Raw genomic sequence first — 22,566 nt, forward strand, 5'->3', positions numbered from 1 at the left:
AGACTCTGTAGATACAGTTCACCTGTATTGTGAGGGACCAGTTAACTGTTTATAGGGGCTGTACTGCTCGGAAATGAGGCAACTGTACCTATGCGCACTTATTTAGTGCGTTTTGTAAGGTTTTCTGAGATTGGAGGGGGTTTTAGGCGGGAAAATCACCGGTACAGTAGTACAGTTTTTACCGGTTCTATTCAGGCGGCTGACCAGCTGACGAAACTGTGTTTGCGTCAGCGGCCAACTGTTGCATTTACTTCACCAGCATCTGCCCGTGCTCTTCCAGGTTGATGTGCCAGCTCAGGGCATCACGCAGGATGTGCGGGGTGTGTCCGCCCAGTGCGCAGGCGGCGGTGTAGTAGTCATTCAGGGCGGCGCGGTAGGACGGGTGCACGCAGTTGTCGATGATCACCCGGGCGCGTTCCCGCGGTGCCAGGCCGCGCAGGTCGGCCAGGCCGATCTCGGTGACCAGGATGTCGACGTCATGTTCGGTGTGGTCGACATGGCTGACCATCGGTACCACGCTGGAAATCGCCCCGCCCTTGGCAATCGACTTGGTGACGAAGACCGACAGGTGCGCGTTGCGGGCGAAGTCGCCGGAGCCGCCGATGCCGTTCATCATCCGCGTGCCGCAGACGTGGGTGGAGTTGACGTTGCCGTAGATGTCGAACTCCAGTGCGGTGTTGACCGCGATGATGCCCAGGCGCCGCACCACTTCCGGGTGGTTGGAGATCTCCTGCGGGCGCAGCACCAGTTTGTCCTTGTAGCGCTCCAGGTTGCCGAACACGTCGGCATTGCGCCGGCTCGACAGGGTGATCGAGCTGCCCGAGGCGAAGCTCAGCTTGCCGGCATCGATCAGGTCGAAGGTCGAATCCTGAAGCACTTCGGAGTACATGGTCAGGTCTTCGAACGGCGAGTCGATCAGGCCGCACATCACCGCGTTGGCGATGTTGCCGATGCCGGCCTGCAGCGGACCGAGCTTGTTGGTCATGCGCCCGGCGTCCACTTCCTGCTTGAGGAAGTTGATCAGGTGGTAGGCGATGCCCTGGGTCTCGCTGTCCGGTGCGAGCACCGTAGAAGCCGAGTCAGGCTGGTTGGTGATGACGATGGCGGCGATTTTTTCCGGTGGAATCGGAATCGCGGTGCTGCCGATGCGGTCGTCGACCTTGGTCAGCGGGATCGGCGTGCGGGTCGGCCGGTAGGTCGGGATATAGATGTCGTGCAGGCCTTCCAGGTTCGGATTGTGCGCCAGGTTGATCTCGACGATCACCTGCTTGGCGAAAATCGCGAAGCTGGCGGAGTTGCCCACCGAGGTGGTCGGCACGATATGGCCCTGTTCGGTGATCGCCACGGCCTCGATCACGGCGATGTCCGGCAGCTTGAGCTGCTGGTTGCGCAGTTGTTCCACGGTCTCCGACAGATGCTGGTCGATAAACATGACTTCGCCGGCGTTGATCGCCTTGCGCAGGGTGCTGTCGACCTGGAACGGCATGCGCCGCGCCAGCACGCCAGCTTCGGTGAGCTGCTTGTCGAGGTCGTTGCCCAGGCTGGCGCCGGTCATCAGGGTAATTTTCAGCGGGGTCACTTTGGCACGCTCGGCCAGCGCGTGGGGCACGGCCTTGGCTTCGCCGGCGCGGGTAAAGCCGCTCATGCCGACGGTCATGCCGTCCTGAATCAGAGCGGCAGCGTCGGCGGCGCTCATCACCTTATCCAACAACGAAGGCAAGCGGATACGATCACGGTACATGGATTGTTATCTCGGGCAACGGAAGCAAGATGCGCAGTCTAGTGATTTCGAACAAATTCGGCGCGCTACCATGGTCGAATGCAGCGCCGCGATTTAGAGCCTTTTGTCGGGATTGTGCAGCCAATAAAAAACCCCAGCCTACTAAAGGCTGAGGTTTGGGGTATTGCCTTGGCGCAGGTTTTACTCGACAGCCTTGACCATGTCTTCGATGACTTTCTTCGCGTCGCCGAAGACCATCATGGTTTTGTCGAGGTAAAACAGCTCGTTGTCCAGGCCGGCATAACCGCTGGCCATGGAGCGCTTGTTGACGATGATGGTCTTGGCCTTGAACGCTTCCAGAATCGGCATGCCGGCAATCGGCGATTTCGGATCGTTCTTGGCGGCCGGGTTGACCACGTCATTGGCGCCCAGTACCAGCACCACGTCAGCCTGGCCGAACTCGGAGTTGATGTCCTCCATCTCGAACACCTGGTCATACGGCACTTCGGCCTCGGCCAGCAGTACGTTCATATGACCGGGCATGCGCCCCGCCACCGGGTGGATCGCATACTTCACGGTCACGCCGCGGTGTGTCAGCTTCTCGGTCAGCTCCTTCAGCGCATGCTGCGCCCGGGCCACTGCCAGGCCATAGCCGGGAACGATGATCACGGTGTCGGCGTTGGTCAGGAGGAAGGTTGCATCATCAGCCGAACCCGATTTCACCGGACGCGCTTCTTTCGAACCGGCAGGTCCGGCGGCATCCGCGGTGTTGCCGAAGCCACCGAGCAGCACATTAAAGAAGGAACGGTTCATCGCCTTGCACATGATGTACGAGAGGATCGCGCCGCTGGAGCCCACCAGGGAGCCGGCGATGATCAGCATCGAGTTGTTCAGCGAGAAGCCGATACCCGCCGCTGCCCAGCCGGAGTAGCTGTTGAGCATCGACACCACCACCGGCATGTCGGCGCCGCCGATGGGGATGATGATCAGCACGCCCAGCACAAACGCCAGGGCCAGCATCAGCGCGAAGGCGCTGAGGTTGCCGGTGAACATGAACGCCAGGCCCAGGCCCAGGGTCGCCAGGCCCAATACCAGGTTGATCTTGTGCTGGCCGCCGAACTGTACCGGTGCGCCCTGGAACAGGCGGAACTTGTACTTGCCCGACAGCTTGCCGAAGGCGATCACCGAACCGGAGAAGGTGATGGCGCCGATGGCCGCACCAAGGAACAGCTCCAGGCGGTTACCTGCAGGGATCGCGTCCCCCAGCTGTTTGACGATGCCCAGGGACTGCGGCTCGACCACGGCGGCGATAGCGATGAACACCGCAGCCAGGCCGATCATGCTGTGCATGAAAGCCACCAGCTCCGGCATCTTGGTCATCTCGACGCGCTTGGCCATGATTGAGCCGGCGCTGCCGCCGATCAACAGGCCGACAATCACATAACCGATACCGGCGGTGGCCAGCTCAGCGCCCAGCTTATAGATGAGGCCCACGGTGGTGAGCACCGCCAGCGCCATGCCGAGCATGCCGAACAGGTTGCCGCGCCGCGAAGTGGTCGGGTGCGACAGGCCCTTGAGGGCCTGGATAAAGCAGATCGACGCGATCAGGTAGAGCGTCGTTACCAGGTTCATGCTCATTACTTGGGCGCCTCTTCTTTTACTTTCGGGGCTTTCTTCTTGAACATCTCAAGCATGCGGCGCGTCACCAGGAAGCCGCCGAACACATTGACCGCCGCCAGGGCCACGGCCAGGGTGCCCATGGTCTTGCCCAGGGGGGTCACGGTCAGTGCCGCAGCCAGCATGGCGCCGACGATCACGATCGCGGAAATAGCGTTGGTCACCGCCATCAAGGGGGTGTGCAGTGCAGGTGTGACGTTCCAGACCACGTGGTAACCGACATAAATCGCCAGCACGAAGATGATCAGGTTGTAGATACCGGGGGAGATAAGCTCTTCCATCGTCTGAATCCCTGCTTAGGCGTTTTTACGGATGACTTGCCCGTCGCGGCACATCAGGCACGCGGCGACGATGTCGTCTTCGAGGTTGACTTCGAACTGCCCTTCTTTGGTGAAGACAAGCTTCAGGAAGTCCAGCAGGTTGCGCGCATACAGCGCCGAGGCGTCGGCGGCGACAGCGCCGGCCAGGTTGGTCGGGCCGCAGATGGTCACGCCATGCTCGACCACCACCTGGTCGGCCACGGTCAGCGGGCAGTTGCCGCCCTGGGCTGCGGCGAGGTCGATGACCACCGAGCCGGGTTTCATCTGCGCGACGGTTTCGGCGCTCAGTAGGGTCGGAGCCTTGCGGCCCGGAATCAGCGCGGTGGTGATGACGATATCGGCCTGCTTGGCGCGTTCGTGCACCGCCAGGGCCTGGCGCTGCATCCAACTGCTCGGCATGGGGCGGGCGTAACCGCCGACACCGACCGCGCATTCGCGCTCTTCATCGGTCTCGTAGGGCACGTCGACGAACTTGGCGCCTAGGGATTCGATCTGTTCCTTCACCGCCGGACGCACGTCCGAAGCCTCGATCACCGCACCCAGGCGCTTGGCCGTGGCAATGGCCTGCAGGCCGGCAACGCCGGCGCCGAGAATCAGCACACGGGCGGCTTTCACCGTACCGGCGGCGGTCATCAGCATGGGCATGAAGCGTGGGTAATGATGGGCTGCCAGCAGCACTGCCTTGTAACCGGCGATGTTGGCCTGGGACGACAGCACATCCAGGCTCTGGGCTCGAGAGGTCCGGGGCGCGGCTTCCAGGGCGAAAGCGGTAATGCCGTGCTCGGCCAGTTTGGCAATGGTTTCATTGCTGAACGGGTTGAGCATGCCCACCAGCACGGTGCCGCTCTTGATCAGGGTCAGCTCGCTGTCGCTAGGGGCCACGACCTTGAGAATCAGCTCTGCACCAAAGGCGTCATTGGCGCTGCCAATGCTTGCGCCTGCCGCTTCATAGGCGCTGTCGACAACGCTGGCATTAACGCCGGCGCCGCTTTGCACAGTGACCTTATGACCCTGGCCGATCAGCTTCTTGATGGTTTCCGGGGTTGCAGCAACCCGTGTTTCACCCGTTTGGGTTTCGAGAGGAACACCAATGTGCACGTCAAATCTCCTGCTTGATCTTATTGCTTTCGATCTTTCTTAGAAGGCCAGCGCACTGCGGAAGGTGCGACTGGGGCGGCCGATCAGCACGATCCCACCGAAATCACGGCGGGGCGCGGCATTTTGCAGGCGAACTTTGCACCCTTCAAGGGATTCTGACGCGTGACGGAAAATTAACTACAAGTCACCCCGTGACCGAATGTCGCAATGGTACGGCTAGATCCCTTACAGGCCGTGCCTTTCAAGGATTTATCCGGGGAAACGATATTTTTTCTATCGGTGGTGTGAATGCTCGGTTATCGCTGTTAATTAAACCCTACAAGCCACGTGGTTAGCCGCTTGTAGGACGATTGTTCAGCTTGTCGGTACAGTCTGTCTAAATGCGACAAATAGTTATATCTGTAGTGCTTTAAATAAACTGACTACGGGGTCAGCTAATGGCGCTATCCCTTTATTCTTCGAGGCTGTAGCTGTGTGCCTGGTGGATCAGCCAGTCGCGAAAAGCCCGTAAAGACGCTGATTCGACCTTGCGCTCGGGAATCATCAGGTAATAAGCCTTGATGCTCGAGAGGCGCTGAGGGTTGGCAATCACCAGGCGTTTCTCGGCGAGTTCACGCTGAATAAGGAAAGGCGGAATCAGGGCGATGCCCATGTCATGCATGGCGGCCTGGGCGAGCATGGAGAATAGCTCGTAACGCGGGCCCGTCATGTCGCGAGGGATATTCATGTGCTGGGCGTTGAACCATTGCCGCCATGCATAAGGCCGCGTGGTTTGCTGCAGCAGGGGCAGATCGGCGATTTGGGCGGCGCTTAACTGCCCCTGGGTGCCGAGCATGGCCGGGCTGCACACCGGAAGCGGGCTCTCGCCCATCAGGCGGTGGGACTGGGTGCCGGACCAGTCGGCGTCGCCAAAGTAGATGGCGCCGTCGAAGTCGGTGTCGGCGAACAGAAAGGGGCGCGTGCGGTTGGTCAGGTTGACCGTAACTTCCGGGTGCTGCTGCTGGAAGTCCTTGAGCCGTGGCAGCAGCCATTGGGTGCCGAAGGTGGGCACCACGGCCAGTTCGATCACATTGGCGCCCTGCTGGCCCATGACCGACAGCGTATCGCGTTCAACTGCATCCAATTGAGTCGCCACCCGGCGGCTGTAGGAAAGCCCGGCCTCGGTCAGCTTGACCCCGCGCCGTGAGCGCCGGAACAACTCGACACTGAGGAACTCTTCCAGGCTGGCGATCTGCCTACAAATCGCGCCCTGGGTCAGCGACAGCTCCTGGGCGGCCTTGGTGAAGCTTTCATGGCGGGCGGCTGCCTCGAAGCTGACCAGGGCGACGGTGCTGGGGATCTTTCTGCGCATGTACAGCTACCTCACTCAGTACAACCTGCTGATGGCGTTTATGGCGATTACGGAGTGAGAAATTAGCACAACAGTATGCGGAATCCTCGTTTGCCGTTCACGGCAACCCGGCCTAGGATCAGCCCACGATAGTTGACCTACTTCACGAGGACTCACTCATGGGCGGCAAAGCAAGCTTCAACTGGATCGATCCCCTTCTGCTGGATCAACAGCTCACTGAAGAAGAGCGCATGGTGCGCGACAGTGCCGAGCAGTTCGCTCAGGGCAAGCTGGCGCCGCGTGTGCTTGAAGCTTTCCGCCATGAAAAGACCGACCCGGCGATTTTCCGCGAAATGGGCGAGATCGGCCTGCTGGGTGCGACCATCCCTGAGCAGTACGGTGGCAGCGGCCTGAACTATGTGTGCTACGGCCTGATCGCCCGTGAAGTCGAGCGCGTGGATTCGGGCTATCGCTCGATGATGAGTGTGCAGTCCTCGCTGGTGATGGTGCCGATCAACGAATTTGGCACCGAGGCGCAAAAACAGAAATACCTGCCAAAACTGGCTTCCGGCGAGTGGATCGGCTGCTTTGGCCTGACCGAGCCGAACCATGGCTCCGACCCGGGTGCGATGATCACTCGTGCGCGCAAGGTCGACGGCGGCTACAGCCTGACCGGCAGCAAGATGTGGATCACCAACAGCCCGATTGCCGATGTGTTTGTGGTCTGGGCCAAAGATGATGCCGGCGACATTCGTGGCTTCGTTCTGGAAAAAGGCTGGAAAGGCCTGAGCGCTCCGGCGATTCACGGCAAGGTCGGGTTGCGTGCATCCATCACCGGCGAAATCGTCATGGACAACGTATTTGTGCCGGAAGAGAACATCTTCCCGGATGTGCGTGGCCTGAAAGGTCCGTTCACCTGCCTCAACTCGGCGCGCTACGGCATCTCCTGGGGCGCCCTGGGGGCGGCGGAGTTCTGCTGGCACACCGCTCGCCAGTACACCCTGGATCGCCATCAGTTCGGTCGCCCATTGGCTGCCACCCAGCTGATCCAGAAAAAACTCGCTGACATGCAGACCGAAATCACCCTGGCCCTGCAAGGCTGCCTGCGTCTGGGGCGGATGAAGGATGAAGGCACGGCGGCGGTGGAGATCACCTCGATCATGAAGCGCAATTCCTGCGGCAAGTCCCTGGACATCGCCCGTATGGCGCGTGACATGCTCGGCGGCAACGGCATTTCGGATGAGTTCGGTGTCGCCCGGCATCTGGTCAACCTTGAGGTGGTGAATACCTATGAAGGGACCCATGACGTGCACGCGCTGATTCTGGGTCGTGCGCAGACCGGTCTCCAGGCGTTCTATTAATAGGAGAACGACCATGGGCGCGTTATCGCATCTGCGGGTACTGGACTTATCGCGTGTGTTGGCCGGGCCCTGGGCCGGGCAGATACTCGCCGACCTTGGCGCCGAAGTGATCAAGGTCGAGCGCCCGGGCAATGGTGACGATACCCGCGCCTGGGGGCCGCCCTTCCTCAAGGACGCCTACGGCGAGAACACCAGCGAGGCCGCCTACTACCTGTCGGCCAATCGCAACAAGCAATCGGTGACCATCGACTTCACCCAGCCTGAAGGTCAGCGTCTGGTGCGTGAGCTGGCGGCCAAGTCCGACATCCTGATCGAAAACTTCAAGGTCGGTGGCCTGGCGGCTTATGGTTTGGACTATGAATCGCTCAAGGCACTGAACCCGCAGTTGATCTATTGCTCGATCACCGGCTTCGGTCAGACCGGGCCTTATGCCAAGCGCGCGGGCTACGACTTCATGATTCAGGGGTTGGGTGGTCTGATGAGTCTGACCGGCCGCCCCGAGGGGGATGAAGGTGCCGGGCCGGTCAAGGTCGGCGTGGCCCTGACCGATATCCTTACCGGGTTGTACTCGACGGTGGCGATCCTGGCGGCGTTGGCCCATAGGGATCATGACGGTGGTGGGCAGCATATCGATATGGCGTTGCTCGATGTGCAGGTGGCCTGCCTGGCCAACCAGGCGATGAACTATCTGACTACGGGGGTTGCCCCCAAGCGTCTGGGCAATGCTCATCCGAATATCGTGCCTTATCAGGATTTCCCTACGGCGGATGGCGACTTCATCCTTACCGTGGGCAATGACGGGCAGTTCCGCAAGTTTGCCGAAGTGGCTGGGCAGCCGCAGTGGGCGGACGACCCGCGGTTTGCCACCAATAAGCTGCGGGTGGCCAATCGTGCGCTGCTGATTCCGCTGATCCGCCAGGCAACGGTTTTCAAGACCACTGCCGAGTGGGTGGTGCAGTTGGAGCAGGCTGGGGTGCCTTGCGGGCCTATCAATGATCTGGCCCAGGTGTTTGCTGATCCCCAGGTGCAGGCTCGCGGTTTGGCGATCGAGCTGCCTCACGCGCTGGCCGGCATGGTGCCGCAGGTGGCGAGCCCTATCCGGCTCTCTGAAACCCCGGTTGAGTACCGCAATGCCCCTCCTCTATTGGGTGAGCACACGCAGCAGGTGTTACAGCGTGTGCTGGGGCTTGAGGCCGAAGCTGTCAGTACGTTGCGGCAGGCTGGAGTGCTGTAAGGCTCTTCTTCTATATAGAGGGGCGCTTGCGCCCTCCTAGTTTTGGGTGTTTTTGAGCTTATTCATAGAAAGTGCAAATTAAGTGTTGACGGCAGATTCTGGAAGTCTATAATTCGCCCCACTTCCGGCGCAGTCGAAACGGAAAACTCCTTGGTAAACAAAGAGTTACGCGGTTTTCGACAGCGAGCTGCTTCAGATCATCGAAGCCCAGAAGGAGTTGATAGAGCGGTGTTGTTTGGCTCTATTAACGGTTCGATCTTCTCGGTCGAAAGCGGTGAAAAGAAGGTGTTGACAACAGCGAGTAACGCTGTAGAATTCGCCTCCCGCTAACGAGAGATCGGAAGCGCAAGTGGTTGAAGTTGTTGAAGAAATCTTCGAAAACTTCTGAAAATAATCACTTGACAGCAAATGAGGCTGCTGTAGAATGCGCGCCTCGGTTGAGACGAAAGATCTTAACCAACCGCTCTTTAACAACTGAATCAAGCAATTCGTGTGGGTGCTTGTGGAGTCAGACTGATAGTCAAAAAGATTATCAGCATCACAAGTTACTCCGCGAGAAATCAAAGATGTAACCAACGATTGCTGAGCCAAGTTTAGGGTTTCTTAAAAACCCAAAGATGTTTGAACTGAAGAGTTTGATCATGGCTCAGATTGAACGCTGGCGGCAGGCCTAACACATGCAAGTCGAGCGGCAGCACGGGTACTTGTACCTGGTGGCGAGCGGCGGACGGGTGAGTAATGCCTAGGAATCTGCCTGGTAGTGGGGGATAACGTTCGGAAACGGACGCTAATACCGCATACGTCCTACGGGAGAAAGCAGGGGACCTTCGGGCCTTGCGCTATCAGATGAGCCTAGGTCGGATTAGCTAGTTGGTGAGGTAATGGCTCACCAAGGCTACGATCCGTAACTGGTCTGAGAGGATGATCAGTCACACTGGAACTGAGACACGGTCCAGACTCCTACGGGAGGCAGCAGTGGGGAATATTGGACAATGGGCGAAAGCCTGATCCAGCCATGCCGCGTGTGTGAAGAAGGTCTTCGGATTGTAAAGCACTTTAAGTTGGGAGGAAGGGCAGTTACCTAATACGTGATTGTTTTGACGTTACCGACAGAATAAGCACCGGCTAACTCTGTGCCAGCAGCCGCGGTAATACAGAGGGTGCAAGCGTTAATCGGAATTACTGGGCGTAAAGCGCGCGTAGGTGGTTTGTTAAGTTGAATGTGAAATCCCCGGGCTCAACCTGGGAACTGCATCCAAAACTGGCAAGCTAGAGTATGGTAGAGGGTGGTGGAATTTCCTGTGTAGCGGTGAAATGCGTAGATATAGGAAGGAACACCAGTGGCGAAGGCGACCACCTGGACTGATACTGACACTGAGGTGCGAAAGCGTGGGGAGCAAACAGGATTAGATACCCTGGTAGTCCACGCCGTAAACGATGTCAACTAGCCGTTGGGAGCCTTGAGCTCTTAGTGGCGCAGCTAACGCATTAAGTTGACCGCCTGGGGAGTACGGCCGCAAGGTTAAAACTCAAATGAATTGACGGGGGCCCGCACAAGCGGTGGAGCATGTGGTTTAATTCGAAGCAACGCGAAGAACCTTACCAGGCCTTGACATCCAATGAACTTTCTAGAGATAGATTGGTGCCTTCGGGAACATTGAGACAGGTGCTGCATGGCTGTCGTCAGCTCGTGTCGTGAGATGTTGGGTTAAGTCCCGTAACGAGCGCAACCCTTGTCCTTAGTTACCAGCACGTAATGGTGGGCACTCTAAGGAGACTGCCGGTGACAAACCGGAGGAAGGTGGGGATGACGTCAAGTCATCATGGCCCTTACGGCCTGGGCTACACACGTGCTACAATGGTCGGTACAGAGGGTTGCCAAGCCGCGAGGTGGAGCTAATCCCACAAAACCGATCGTAGTCCGGATCGCAGTCTGCAACTCGACTGCGTGAAGTCGGAATCGCTAGTAATCGCGAATCAGAATGTCGCGGTGAATACGTTCCCGGGCCTTGTACACACCGCCCGTCACACCATGGGAGTGGGTTGCACCAGAAGTAGCTAGTCTAACCTTCGGGAGGACGGTTACCACGGTGTGATTCATGACTGGGGTGAAGTCGTAACAAGGTAGCCGTAGGGGAACCTGCGGCTGGATCACCTCCTTAATCGACGACATCAGCTGCTCCATAAGCACCCACACGAATTGCTTGATTCATTGAAGAAGACGATAGAAACAGCCCGAAATTGGGTCTGTAGCTCAGTTGGTTAGAGCGCACCCCTGATAAGGGTGAGGTCGGCAGTTCGAATCTGCCCAGACCCACCAATTTTGTGTGGGAAAAGCCTGTAGCGATACGGGGCCATAGCTCAGCTGGGAGAGCGCCTGCCTTGCACGCAGGAGGTCAACGGTTCGATCCCGTTTGGCTCCACCACTTACTGCTTAACGCTGTTTCTGTGATAAAGCTTAGAAATGAGCATTCCATCGAGTTGATGGTGAATGTTGATTTCTAGTCTTTGACTAGATCGTTCTTTAAAAATTTGGGTATGTGATAGAAAGATAGACTGAGCGTTACTTTCACTGGTAACGGATCAGGCTAAGGTAAAATTTGTGAGTTTAATCGCGAATTTTCGGCGAATGTCGTCTTCACAGTATAACCAGATTGCTTGGGGTTATATGGTCAAGTGAAGAAGCGCATACGGTGGATGCCTTGGCAGTCAGAGGCGATGAAAGACGTGGTAGCCTGCGAAAAGCTTCGGGGAGTCGGCAAACAGACTTTGATCCGGAGATGTCTGAATGGGGGAACCCACCTAACATAAGTTAGGTATCTTGTACTGAATACATAGGTGCAAGAAGCGAACCAGGGGAACTGAAACATCTAAGTACCCTGAGGAAAAGAAATCAACCGAGATTCCCTTAGTAGTGGCGAGCGAACGGGGACTAGCCCTTAAGTGGCTTTGAGATTAGCGGAACGCTCTGGAAAGTGCGGCCATAGTGGGTGATAGCCCTGTACGCGAAAATCTCTTAGTCATGAAATCGAGTAGGACGGAGCACGAGAAACTTTGTCTGAATATGGGGGGACCATCCTCCAAGGCTAAATACTACTGACTGACCGATAGTGAACTAGTACCGTGAGGGAAAGGCGAAAAGAACCCCGGAGAGGGGAGTGAAATAGATCCTGAAACCGTATGCGTACAAGCAGTGGGAGCAGACTTTGTTCTGTGACTGCGTACCTTTTGTATAATGGGTCAGCGACTTATTTTCAGTGGCGAGCTTAACCGAATAGGGGAGGCGTAGCGAAAGCGAGTCTTAATAGGGCGTCTAGTCGCTGGGAATAGACCCGAAACCGGGCGATCTATCCATGGGCAGGTTGAAGGTTGGGTAACACTAACTGGAGGACCGAACCGACTACCGTTGAAAAGTTAGCGGATGACCTGTGGATCGGAGTGAAAGGCTAATCAAGCTCGGAGATAGCTGGTTCTCCTCGAAAGCTATTTAGGTAGCGCCTCATGTATCACTGTAGGGGGTAGAGCACTGTTTCGGCTAGGGGGTCATCCCGACTTACCAAACCGATGCAAACTCCGAATACCTACAAGTGCCGAGCATGGGAGACACACGGCGGGTGCTAACGTCCGTCGTGAAAAGGGAAACAACCCAGACCGTCAGCTAAGGTCCCAAAGTTATGGTTAAGTGGGAAACGATGTGGGAAGGCTTAGACAGCTAGGAGGTTGGCTTAGAAGCAGCCACCCTTTAAAGAAAGCGTAATAGCTCACTAGTCGAGTCGGCCTGCGCGGAAGATGTAACGGGGCTCAAACCATACACCGAAGCTACGGGTATCACGTAAGTGATGCGGTAGAGGAGCGTTCTGTAAGCCTGTGAAGGTGAGTTGAGAAGCTTGCTGGAGGTATCAGAAGTGCGAATGCTGACATGAGTAACGACAATGGGTGTGAAAAACACCCACGCCGAAAGACCAAGGTTTCCTGCGCAACGTTAATCGACGCAGGGTTAGTCGGTCCCTAAGGCGAGGCTGAAAAGCGTAGTCGATGGAAAACAGGTTAATATTCCTGTACTTCTAGTTATTGCGATGGAGGGACGGAGAAGGCTAGGCCAGCTTGGCGTTGGTTGTCCAAGTTTAAGGTGGTAGGCTGGAATCTTAGGTAAATCCGGGATTCTAAGGCCGAGAGCTGATGACGAGTTACCTTTTAGGTGACGAAGTGGTTGATGCCATGCTTCCAAGAAAAGCTTCTAAGCTTCAGATAACTAGGAACCGTACCCCAAACCGACACAGGTGGTTGGGTAGAGAATACCAAGGCGCTTGAGAGAACTCGGGTGAAGGAACTAGGCAAAATGGCACCGTAACTTCGGGAGAAGGTGCGCCGGTGAGGGTGAAGGACTTGCTCCGTAAGCTCATGCCGGTCGAAGATACCAGGCCGCTGCGACTGTTTATTAAAAACACAGCACTCTGCAAACACGAAAGTGGACGTATAGGGTGTGACGCCTGCCCGGTGCCGGAAGGTTAATTGATGGGGTTAGCTAACGCGAAGCTCTTGATCGAAGCCCCGGTAAACGGCGGCCGTAACTATAACGGTCCTAAGGTAGCGAAATTCCTTGTCGGGTAAGTTCCGACCTGCACGAATGGCGTAACGATGGCGGCGCTGTCTCCACCCGAGACTCAGTGAAATTGAAATCGCTGTGAAGATGCAGTGTATCCGCGGCTAGACGGAAAGACCCCGTGAACCTTTACTATAGCTTTGCACTGGACTTTGAATTTGCTTGTGTAGGATAGGTGGGAGGCTTTGAAGCGTGGACGCCAGTCTGCGTGGAGCCAACCTTGAAATACCACCCTGGCAACTTTGAGGTTCTAACTCAGGTCCGTTATCCGGATCGAGGACAGTGTATGGTGGGTAGTTTGACTGGGGCGGTCTCCTCCTAAAGAGTAACGGAGGAGTACGAAGGTGCGCTCAGACCGGTCGGAAATCGGTCGTAGAGTATAAAGGCAAAAGCGCGCTTGACTGCGAGACAGACACGTCGAGCAGGTACGAAAGTAGGTCTTAGTGATCCGGTGGTTCTGTATGGAAGGGCCATCGCTCAACGGATAAAAGGTACTCCGGGGATAACAGGCTGATACCGCCCAAGAGTTCATATCGACGGCGGTGTTTGGCACCTCGATGTCGGCTCATCACATCCTGGGGCTGAAGCCGGTCCCAAGGGTATGGCTGTTCGCCATTTAAAGTGGTACGCGAGCTGGGTTTAGAACGTCGTGAGACAGTTCGGTCCCTATCTGCCGTGGACGTTTGAGATTTGAGAGGGGCTGCTCCTAGTACGAGAGGACCGGAGTGGACGAACCTCTGGTGTTCCGGTTGTCACGCCAGTGGCATTGCCGGGTAGCTATGTTCGGAAAAGATAACCGCTGAAAGCATCTAAGCGGGAAACTTGCCTCAAGATGAGATCTCACTGGAACCTTGAGTTCCCTGAAGGGCCGTCGAAGACTACGACGTTGATAGGTTGGGTGTGTAAGCGCTGTGAGGCGTTGAGCTAACCAATACTAATTGCCCGTGAGGCTTGACCATATAACACCCAAGCAATCTTGTAACTTCGAAAGAAGAACCTGATTGCGGTGTGTGAAGACGAAACGAACCGAAAGTTCGAGAGAAACACACAAATCTATTACATACCCAATTTGCTGAAGCGAGGCCAACTGGTCACGACTCAGTACCCGAATTTCTTGACGACCATAGAGCATTGGAACCACCTGATCCCATCCCGAACTCAGCAGTGAAACGATGCATCGCCGATGGTAGTGTGGGGTTTCCCCATGTGAGAGTAGGTCATCGTCAAGATTAAATTCCAGAACCCCTGATTGCTAACGCAATCAGGGGTTTTGTTTATGTAGAAGTCCATGATTTTCACCGGCACGTTGCTAGCGCAACGGACTGGTACACAGAATTTCTTGACGACCATAGAGCATTGGAACCACCTGATCCCATCCCGAACTCAGCAGTGAAACGATGCATCGCCGATGGTAGTGTGGGGTTTCCCCATGTGAGAGTAGGTCATCGTCAAGATTGAATTCCGAAACCCCTGTCTGCTCACGCAGACAGGGGTTTTGTTTTTGTGCGAGATAAAGCCTGAGGCGCGATTGAACAGGTGGCCCATGGCGAGCAAGGCCTTACCTCAGGATCACTAGTAGCGTCTATCGAAGCCGCTTGTAGCCGGCTTCGACACAAGCTAAACCCGTATTGGACAGCTCGCTAGCTCAACCCCTACGAGCCCTGGCGCTTCTGCGCGCAAGCAGCTTGCGCCACCAGATGTAGACACCCGTCAGCGACAGCCCGGCAATCAATACGCCCAATACGGCAATCAGGATCTGCCCGGTCAACCCGATGATGCGCCCGCCGTGAATCGGCAGTTGCAGCCGATAAAAGCGCTCGCCGAGGGTGCCTTGGCCGGCGATTTCCTGGCCCAGCAAGCGCCCGTCTGTACCGTGGAAGAACAGCCAGGATTTACCATGAGCCTCGGTATCGTGCTGACCGAAACCGGCCCCGTAGAAGTTGTACTCGAAGCTGTAATACAGCTCACCGATCGCGGCTTTCAAACCCAGGCGCCGGCCTTCTTCCAGGGCGCGCTCATAGGCTTGTTGATAGCTGATTTGGGTCACCCCCAGCTCCGTCGCCGGCAGCCGCCCACGGGCCTCATAAACGCTGGGTTCAACCGTGGAAAACAGTGACACCGCAGGCTTGAACACCTGACTGGGCAGGTTCATGGCCACGCTGCTGATGGCGATCGGCACCAGCAGCAGCCACAACCACAGGCCCCCGGCGCGATGCAGGTCATAGTTGAGCCGATAGGCATGCCCGCCCTTGATCTTCCAGGCCGTCGACCACTTGCGCCAGAACGGCCGTCCGCGCGGCAAGGTCAGCAGCAGGGCCACCAGGCAATCGATGACCCAGGCGCAGGCCACCAGCCCCATCAGCCATAACCCCCAATTGCCCGGCAGGGCGAGGGTGTAGTGAAACTCCAGGAGGAACGGGATTAAGTTTTCCCGTTGCAGACAACACGCGCCCCATTCCCGCTGCCCTTGCTGCTCGCCGCTCACCGGGTCGAGGTAGAACACCTGATTGCTTTCGGCAAAAGGTTTGCCGGTGGCAGGATCGGTCCGGGGCACGGCGGCGAGCAATGCGGTATGCCCGCTTTCACTCGGGTACTCCATGTACCAGACCTGCAGCCGAGGATGTTGTGCCTGCAACCGGTCGACCAAGGCACCCGGTGGCAGCGCCTGGCCTTGGCTCGGGGTGGTGTAGAAGGTCGGGTTGAGCCATTCATCAAGTTCATGATGAAACGCCAGAATGCTCCCCGTGAGCCCGGCCAGCAGCAAGAACAGGGCAGTGGCCAGGCCAATGTAGCGATGCAGTAGAACCAGAAGTGCGCGCATGGAATTTTCCCGTAGAGACGACAAAGCCAGCGCCCGGTTTCAGGCGCTGGCTTTGGGGGAACCGACAATGATTAGAACTGGTAGCTCAGGGTCGCCGCGACGTTGCGTTCTTCACCCATGTAGCAATAGCCCAGGCTGGCACAGGAGGCGATGTAGCTCTCGTTGGTCAGGTTGTTGGCATTCAGGCGCACGTCCAGGCCCTTGAGCCCGACCTTGCCCAGGTCGTAACCGACCGATGCGTCGAACAAGGTGTAGGCCGGCACCTTCATGGTGTTTTCCGCATCAGCCCAGCTGTACCCCACATAACGCACACCGCCGCCCAGGCGCAGGCCATCGAGGGCCCCCTGGCGGAAGTTGTAGTCGGCCCACAGCGACGCCATCTGGCGCGGGGCCTGAGTGGGCGAGTTGCCTTTGTTGTCGAGGTTGCTGCCTCTCAAGGCGCTCGGCATCGTCTTGGAATATTCGATATCGGTCAGGGTGTAACTGCCGAGCACTTTCAGGTTGTCGCTCAGTTGCATATGGGCTTCGAGTTCCAGGCCTTGGGAGCGGACTTGGCCAACAGGGCGGAAGAAGTCCTCCTGAGGCTGTTTCGACGCGAGATTTTCCTGCTCGATGCGAAACACCGATGCCGTGAACAGGTTCTCGGTGCCTGGCGGCTGGTACTTGATACCCGCTTCCCACTGGGTGCCCTCGGTCGGCGCCAGAGGTTTGCCAGCCTGGTCGGTCACCGAGTTCGGATTGAAGGACTCGGAGTAGCTGATGTAGGGCGCGATGCCGTTTTCAAACAGGTACAGCACACCCGCACGACTGGTGAGTTTGCTCGGCGTGTCGGTGGACTTCGGCCCTTCGTTGATGCGGTCTTCACTGGAGGTCTTGACCCAGTCCTGGCGCACCCCGAGGGAGAAGCGCCATTGATCCAGCTCGATCAGGTCCTGCATGTACAACCCGGTTTGCTGCAGGCGGCGCAGGTAGCTGGTGGGCGGGTCGTATTGCACGCTGGTGTTGCCGTACTGCGGGTTGAAGGCGTTGAGGCTCGAAGCACTGCCGGTACGCCAGTCGACCACGGTTTTGCGTCGTTGGTAGTCCACGCCCAGGAGCATTGTGTGCTTGGCCGCGCCGGTAAGGAATTCGGCCTGGAGCATGTTATCGACGATGAACGAATGCAGTTTTTCATCGGCGCCGGAATAGTAGCGGTTCAGCTCGTTTCCGTTGGGGCCGCCCCAGGTGCCCAGGGAATAGATCTGATCGGATTTGACCGTCGAATCCAGGTAACGGAAGTTCTGCCGCGCGGTCAGGACATCGTTGAACCGGTGTTCGAACTGGTAACCGAACGACTGCTGATCACGGCTGTAACGATCAAGCCCCGGCTCGCCGTCGAAGAAGTGTTCGGAGATCCGCTGCCCGTTGTGCGGGTGCAAGGCACCATCCGCCGGGACCCCGCCGTGATAACCGCCATCGGGGTCATGTTGCAGATAGGCTTGCAGGGTCAGCGAGGTGTCTTCGCTGAAGTCGATGCTCAGGGTCGGGGCCAGGGCGTAGCGTTTTTCTTTGACGTGGTCGAACTGGGTGTCGGATTTGTCCGCAAGGCCTGTCAGGCGATAGGCAATGCGCTTGTCGTCATCCACCGGGCCACTGAAGTCGAAACCCACGCCGCGCTGGCCCTGGGTGCCTACCGTGGCTTGTACCTGATGGTAGGGCTCGTACAGCGGTCGTTTGCTGGTCAGCGCCACCAGGCCACCCGGCGAGCTGCGGCCGTAGAGCACCGAGGACGGGCCCTTGAGAATGTCCACTCGCTCAAGGAAGTACGGATCGACCTGCATGGTGCTGTAGGTCCCGCTGTCACCCATGGACTTGAGGCCATCGAGGTAGATGTTATCCACCGAACCGTCGTTGAAGCCGCGCATGGCCACGTAGTCGAAGCGGTGTGTGGCGCCGTAGGGGTTGGTCAGTACGCCGGGGGTATAGCGCATGGTCTGGGCCACGGTTTGTGAGCCCTGGTCGTCCATCTGCTCGCGGGTCACTACCGAGACACTCTGCGAGGTCTCAAGCAGGGCGGTGCTGGTCTTGGTCGCGACCTGGCTGTGGGTGGCGTTGTAGCCTTCCATGCTGCCCAGGGCATTGCCCAGGGCGAAGCCCTTGATGTCGGTGGTCGGCAACGACAAGGCGCCGGTTTCAGGTGGCTCGCGCAGGATGTAGCTGCTGCCATCCTGACTGACGGCCTCCAGCCCCGAGCCATTGAGCACCTGCTGCAGGCCCTGGTCCGCCGAGTACTGGCCCTGCAACCCCGGCGACTGCCGACCCTGGGTTTGCGCCGGGGTGGTGGACAAGGTGATGCCGGCCTGACGGGCGAACTGATTGAGTACGTCGCTCAAAGCGCCTGGGGCGATGTTGTAGCTTTGGCTGCGGAGGGCAGCATCGGCCGCGTGGCCCACGACCGGCAGCGCGCCCAGGCCCAGGGCCGAGCACAAGAGTGCGGCGCGGATGGCGTGGCGCAGTGCCTTGGGGGGAGTTGCAGTTCGCAAGTGTCCGAGATGGCGGTCAGGGGTGGTGCGGGCAGTCATGATGGTTTCCGTTGAAGTCGGTGAAGGCAGATTGAAGTGCTTACTGACTAAGCCGGACTTGCGGATAAAACCCGCCAAAAAAAATGCACGGTCTGATCGATCAGACCGCTCGCTCCAGGTTCACCCACCAGCGGGTGCGATAGCGCAGGCGCACCGGCAGGGTTTGCGGCAGGATCGCCAGCAACTTGTCGGTGTCTTGCAGGCGGAAGACCCCGGACAGGCGCAAGTCGGCAATCTCGCTCGAACAGCCCAGGTAGCCATGGCGATAACGTGCGACTTCCTGCAGGAAATCCCCGAGGCGCATATTGCGCGTCACGATCAGCCCCTCGGCCCAGGCCCCCACATCCATATCCAGAGTTGGTGCCTGTTGCGCCTGGGAATGGCTGATGAGGTAGCTCTGCCCGGCCTGGACCATGGCCGGCAGGCCGCCGGCGGTGGTCGGCGTATGGATGGCGACGTGGCCGGCGGTCACGCTCAACCGGGTGCAGTTGCCCTCCAGGCGGACGACGAAGCGCGCATCGATCCCTTCGAATTGCCCATGACGGCTTTGCACCATCAGCGGGCGCGGATTGGCCACCTGCGAATCGGCGCCACAGGTGACCATGATCTCGCCGCGGGCAAGGCTGATCAGGCGCCGCTGCGGGCTGAAGTCGAGGTCGGCCGCACTGTCGGTGTTGAGCTCCAGGCGCGTGCCGTCAGGCAGCTGGAAACTGCGTCGCTCGCCGGTGGCCGTGGCGAAGTCGGCCGTCCACTGTTGCCAGCCCACCAGGTCCTTGCCGAGCCAGGCCGCCGTGCCCATCAGCATGGCGCCACTGAGCAGCTTCAACGCCTGGCGTCGACCCAGGCGCTGGCTGCTGTTTTCCAGGGTCTGCAGCGCCACCTGGGCGCCGGGTACGGCTTGCAGGTTGGCGCTGAGCTCCTGCTGCAGCGACTGCACCCGCTGCCAGGCCTGCTCGTGTTCGTGATGCGCCGCCCGCCACACCTCGCACTGCTGTTGCAGCTTGGTGTTGCCGGCATTGTTGCGCAGCCGCAGCAGCCAATTGATGGCCTGCCTGACCACCAGTTGATCGGGGTGTTTGTTCAAGCGCGGGGTGATCGAGGCAGTGTCCATGGTGCTCAAGGCTCGTAGCGCAGCAGGTAGCAGTGATAGAGCGCATCGGCGACATAGCGTTCGACCGTGCGCACAGAAATATCCATCTGTTGCGCGATCTGTTTGTGGGTCAGGCCTTCACACTGGGCCAGCAGAAATGCCTTGCGCACTTTGGGCTTCAGCCCTTCAAGCATGCGTGCGATGCTTTCCAGCAGCTCCAGCACCAGCGCCCGCGATTCAGCGCTAGGGGTCTGGGCTTCAGGCAGGTGGGCAATGGTTTCTAAGTAGGCGCGTTCGATTTCTTCGCGACGCCAGTGATCGATCACCAGGCCACGGGCGATGGTGCGCAAAAAGGCCCGGGGTGCCTTGAGCTCCAGGCGTTCGCCGCGCTGCAACAGGCGCACGAAGGTGTCCTGGGCCAGGTCCGCGGCATCTGCGGCGTTGCCCAGGCGGCTGCGCAACCAGCTGTTGAGCCAGCCGTGGTGATGGCGGTAAAGCGTCTGTACGGCGAACGGCGATGATGACATTGAGGTACGGCCTGCATGTCACAAATGATAATCGGTCGCATTGTCTTTCATGGTCTGGCGATTTGGCAATATCGGCTCGACCAACCGGCATCGAAAAATACCGAGCAAAGGCTCTAAAGCGCCGTTCGGCGGGTTTCTGCTGGAACTAACGTGCATTTTCGATAAATCGCTAAGGGTTCTCGGATTGATGCCGACAGACTGGTGAGAAATGCGTGCACCAAAGTAGAGCGATCACAGAACATTGCCTGCGCTGTTAAATGGAATGTTGCATTCCGGACGCATCCCCCCTTTCGGCATAAGAAGTCCCATGACATGAATCTAAAGTTCAGCCATAAAATCCTTTTGGCCGCCTCTGGCGTAGTGGTTCTGGCTTTTGCGTTGTTCACTTTGTACAACGACTATCTGCAGCGAAATACCATCCGGCAAAACCTCGAGTCCTCGATCGAGCAAGCGGGCGAGTTGACCTCCAGCAGCGTGCAGAACTGGATGAGCGGGCGGATCCTGGTCCTGGAGAACCTGGCGCAGAACGTCGCTCACCAAGGCAGCAACGCAGACTTTCCGGGGCTGGTCGACCAGCCTGCCTTCACCTCCAACTTCCAGTTCACCTACGTTGGCCAGGCCAATGGCGTCTTCACTCAGCGTCCCGACGCGAAGATGCCCGATGGCTACGACCCGCGTCAGCGCCCCTGGTACAAACAGGCGGTCGCGGCGGATAAAACCATGTTGACCCCGCCTTACATGGCGGCAGTGGGCGGCCTGGTGGTGACCATCGCCATGCCGGTCAAGAAGCAGGGTGAGTTGCTCGGTGTGGTTGGTGGCGACCTGAGCCTGGAAACCCTGGTCAAGATTATCAACTCGGTGGACTTCGGTGGCCTGGGCCACGCGTTCCTGGTCAGCGCCGACGGTCAGGTGATCGTCAGCCCGGACAAAGACCAGGTGATGAAGAACCTCAAGGACATCTACCCGGGCTCCAACGTACGCATCGAAAAAGGCAACCAGGAAGTGGTGCTGAACAAGCAGGATCGGATCCTCTCGTTCACCCCGGTGACCGGGCTGCCTAATGCCGATTGGTACATCGGTCTGTCCCTCGACAAAGACAAAGCCTATGCACCCCTGAGCCAGTTCCGTACTTCGGCCTTGATCGCGATGTTTGTCGCGGTGGGCGCAATTGCCATTTTCCTGAGCCTGCTGATCCAGGTCCTGATGCGTCCGCTGACCACCATGGGCCGCGCCATGCAGGATATCGCCCAGGGCGAGGGCGACCTGACCCGGCGCCTGGTGTCGGTGACCAAGGATGAGTTCGGCGAATTGGCCGGGGCGTTCAACCAGTTCGTGGAGCGGATTCACGCGTCGATTTCCGAAGTGTCCTCGGCCACCCGCCAGGTGCATGACTTGTCCCAGCGCGTGATGGCGTCGTCCAACGCCTCGATCATCGGCTCCGACGAGCAGAGCGCCCGCACCAACAGCGTGGCGGCAGCGATCAACGAGTTGGGCGCGGCGACCCAGGAAATTGCGCGCAACGCGGCCGATGCCTCGCAACACGCCAGCGGTGCCAGCGAGCAGGCTGATGACGGGCGTCAGGTGGTGGAGAAAACCATCCTGGCCATGACCGAGCTGTCGCAGAAGATCAGCCTGTCCTGCACCCAGATCGAGACCCTGAATGCCAGCACCGACAACATCGGGCACATTCTGGATGTGATCAAGGGCATCTCCCAGCAGACCAACCTGTTGGCGCTCAACGCTGCCATCGAAGCGGCCCGTGCCGGTGAAGCCGGTCGCGGTTTTGCGGTGGTTGCCGATGAAGTGCGCAACCTGGCGCACCGGACCCAGGAATCGGCCGAGGAGATCCACAAGATGATCACCTCGCTGCAAGTGGGTTCGCGCGAGGCGGTCTCGACCATGAACGCCAGCCAGGTTTCCAGCGAAGAAAGCGTTGAAGTGGCGAACCAGGCGGGTGCCCGTCTGGTCAGCGTGACTCAGCGTATCGGTGAAATCGACGGCATGAACCAGTCGGTGGCCGCTGCGACCGAAGAGCAGACCGCCGTGGTTGAAACCCTCAACGTCGACATCAACCAGATCAACCTGCTGAACCAGCAGGGCGTGGCCAACCTCAACGAAACCCTGAAGGATTGCGATGCCCTGTCGCAGCAGGCCAGCCGTTTGAAACAGTTGGTGGACAGCTTCAAGATCTGATCGCGGCACCCCGGTGCCACGCCAAGGCCCG

At 58.4% G+C, this 22,566-nt stretch carries 12 protein-coding genes, 2 tRNA genes, 4 rRNA genes and 1 pseudogene; 10 read left to right on the forward strand and 9 right to left on the reverse strand.

Annotation, left to right across the window (positions count from 1 at the left end; genetic code table 11):
- Window positions 1–247: 247 nt before the first annotated feature.
- From JFU57_RS08090 to JFU57_RS08110, 5 genes are all read right to left on the reverse strand, one after another.
- On the reverse strand, window positions 248–1,741 hold the full coding sequence (locus JFU57_RS08090) for an acetyl-CoA hydrolase/transferase family protein (RefSeq protein ID WP_078470238.1): 1,494 nt from the start codon (window positions 1,739–1,741) through the stop codon (window positions 248–250).
- A gap of 180 nt (window positions 1,742–1,921) precedes the next feature.
- Complete coding sequence (locus JFU57_RS08095) at window positions 1,922–3,358, reverse strand: NAD(P)(+) transhydrogenase (Re/Si-specific) subunit beta (RefSeq protein ID WP_201128819.1); 1,437 nt, start codon at window positions 3,356–3,358, stop codon at window positions 1,922–1,924.
- Entirely contained in the window at window positions 3,358–3,678 is a 321-nt protein-coding gene (locus JFU57_RS08100; RefSeq protein WP_003187417.1) for an NAD(P) transhydrogenase subunit alpha, read from the reverse strand. The genes JFU57_RS08095 and JFU57_RS08100 overlap by 1 nt, the downstream gene beginning before the upstream one ends.
- Before the next feature lie 15 nt (window positions 3,679–3,693).
- Window positions 3,694–4,815, reverse strand: a complete 1,122-nt coding sequence (locus JFU57_RS08105) for a Re/Si-specific NAD(P)(+) transhydrogenase subunit alpha (protein ID WP_201128822.1) — start codon at window positions 4,813–4,815, stop codon at window positions 3,694–3,696.
- Window positions 4,816–5,266: 451 nt separating this feature from the next.
- Entirely contained in the window at window positions 5,267–6,166 is a 900-nt protein-coding gene (locus JFU57_RS08110) for a LysR family transcriptional regulator (protein ID WP_078470235.1), read from the reverse strand.
- A gap of 158 nt (window positions 6,167–6,324) precedes the next feature.
- On the opposite strand from JFU57_RS08110, the gene JFU57_RS08115 reads away from it, so the two are divergent.
- From JFU57_RS08115 to rrf (JFU57_RS08150), 8 genes are all read left to right on the forward strand, one after another.
- Window positions 6,325–7,506, forward strand: a complete 1,182-nt coding sequence (locus JFU57_RS08115; RefSeq protein WP_020296247.1) for an acyl-CoA dehydrogenase — start codon at window positions 6,325–6,327, stop codon at window positions 7,504–7,506.
- 13 nt (window positions 7,507–7,519) lie between these two features.
- Entirely contained in the window at window positions 7,520–8,740 is a 1,221-nt protein-coding gene (locus JFU57_RS08120; protein ID WP_078470233.1) for a CaiB/BaiF CoA transferase family protein, read from the forward strand.
- Window positions 8,741–9,363: 623 nt separating this feature from the next.
- A 16S ribosomal RNA gene (locus tag JFU57_RS08125) occupies window positions 9,364–10,902 on the forward strand.
- Window positions 10,903–10,983: 81 nt separating this feature from the next.
- A tRNA-Ile gene (locus JFU57_RS08130) sits at window positions 10,984–11,060 on the forward strand.
- A gap of 30 nt (window positions 11,061–11,090) precedes the next feature.
- Window positions 11,091–11,166 (forward strand) — tRNA-Ala (locus tag JFU57_RS08135).
- 244 nt (window positions 11,167–11,410) lie between these two features.
- Window positions 11,411–14,302, forward strand: a 23S ribosomal RNA gene (locus JFU57_RS08140).
- A 154-nt stretch (window positions 14,303–14,456) separates the two neighbouring features.
- A 5S ribosomal RNA gene (gene rrf / locus JFU57_RS08145) occupies window positions 14,457–14,572 on the forward strand.
- 109 nt (window positions 14,573–14,681) lie between these two features.
- Window positions 14,682–14,797, forward strand: a 5S ribosomal RNA gene (gene rrf / locus JFU57_RS08150).
- The 16S, 23S and 5S rRNA genes sit together here with 2 tRNA genes alongside, the layout of an rRNA operon.
- A 191-nt stretch (window positions 14,798–14,988) precedes the next feature.
- Here the strand turns inward: rrf (JFU57_RS08150) and JFU57_RS08155 are convergent.
- The 4 genes from JFU57_RS08155 to JFU57_RS08170 all read right to left on the reverse strand — a co-directional run bounded on the left by JFU57_RS08155 (window position 14,989) and on the right by JFU57_RS08170 (window position 20,342).
- Entirely contained in the window at window positions 14,989–16,164 is a 1,176-nt protein-coding gene (locus JFU57_RS08155; RefSeq protein ID WP_201128824.1) for a PepSY-associated TM helix domain-containing protein, read from the reverse strand.
- A gap of 71 nt (window positions 16,165–16,235) precedes the next feature.
- The gene (locus JFU57_RS08160; RefSeq protein WP_201128826.1) at window positions 16,236–18,725 is read right to left on the reverse strand and encodes a TonB-dependent siderophore receptor; all 2,490 of its coding nucleotides are present in this window, start codon (window positions 18,723–18,725) and stop codon (window positions 16,236–16,238) included.
- A 100-nt stretch (window positions 18,726–18,825) separates the two neighbouring features.
- On the reverse strand, window positions 18,826–19,836 hold the full coding sequence (locus JFU57_RS08165) for a FecR domain-containing protein (protein WP_201128828.1): 1,011 nt from the start codon (window positions 19,834–19,836) through the stop codon (window positions 18,826–18,828).
- A gap of 5 nt (window positions 19,837–19,841) precedes the next feature.
- Entirely contained in the window at window positions 19,842–20,342 is a 501-nt protein-coding gene (locus JFU57_RS08170) for a sigma-70 family RNA polymerase sigma factor (RefSeq protein WP_078469158.1), read from the reverse strand.
- Window positions 20,343–20,654: 312 nt separating this feature from the next.
- On the opposite strand from JFU57_RS08170, the pseudogene JFU57_RS33575 reads away from it, so the two are divergent.
- Window positions 20,655–21,680: pseudogene (locus JFU57_RS33575) on the forward strand (HAMP domain-containing protein); the annotation flags it as partial.
- A 69-nt stretch (window positions 21,681–21,749) separates the two neighbouring features.
- Window positions 21,750–22,535 carry a methyl-accepting chemotaxis protein gene (locus JFU57_RS33580; protein WP_371106565.1) on the forward strand — a complete coding sequence of 262 codons (786 nt, stop codon included), beginning with the start codon at window positions 21,750–21,752 and terminating at the stop codon, window positions 22,533–22,535.
- The last annotated feature ends 31 nt before the right edge of the window (window positions 22,536–22,566 follow it).

It is taken from the genome of Pseudomonas sp. TH07, from assembly GCF_016651285.1.
Lineage (GTDB): Bacteria > Pseudomonadota > Gammaproteobacteria > Pseudomonadales > Pseudomonadaceae > Aquipseudomonas.

Excerpts from the sequence above, each read along its gene's own strand:
- JFU57_RS08090 (WP_078470238.1), bottom strand. The coding sequence starts at position 1,741 with ATGTACCGTGATCGTATCCGCTTGCCTTCGTTGTTGGATAAGGTGATG.
- JFU57_RS08095 (WP_201128819.1), bottom strand. The coding sequence starts at position 3,358 with ATGAGCATGAACCTGGTAACGACGCTCTACCTGATCGCGTCGATCTGC.
- JFU57_RS08100 (WP_003187417.1), bottom strand. The coding sequence starts at position 3,678 with ATGGAAGAGCTTATCTCCCCCGGTATCTACAACCTGATCATCTTCGTG.
- JFU57_RS08110 (WP_078470235.1), bottom strand. The coding sequence starts at position 6,166 with ATGCGCAGAAAGATCCCCAGCACCGTCGCCCTGGTCAGCTTCGAGGCA.
- JFU57_RS08115 (WP_020296247.1), top strand. The coding sequence starts at position 6,325 with ATGGGCGGCAAAGCAAGCTTCAACTGGATCGATCCCCTTCTGCTGGAT.
- JFU57_RS08120 (WP_078470233.1), top strand. The coding sequence starts at position 7,520 with ATGGGCGCGTTATCGCATCTGCGGGTACTGGACTTATCGCGTGTGTTG.
- JFU57_RS08155 (WP_201128824.1), bottom strand. The coding sequence starts at position 16,164 with ATGCGCGCACTTCTGGTTCTACTGCATCGCTACATTGGCCTGGCCACT.
- JFU57_RS08160 (WP_201128826.1), bottom strand. The coding sequence starts at position 18,725 with ATGACTGCCCGCACCACCCCTGACCGCCATCTCGGACACTTGCGAACT.
- JFU57_RS08165 (WP_201128828.1), bottom strand. The coding sequence starts at position 19,836 with ATGGACACTGCCTCGATCACCCCGCGCTTGAACAAACACCCCGATCAA.
- JFU57_RS08170 (WP_078469158.1), bottom strand. The coding sequence starts at position 20,342 with ATGTCATCATCGCCGTTCGCCGTACAGACGCTTTACCGCCATCACCAC.
- JFU57_RS33580 (WP_371106565.1), top strand. The coding sequence starts at position 21,750 with ATGGCGTCGTCCAACGCCTCGATCATCGGCTCCGACGAGCAGAGCGCC.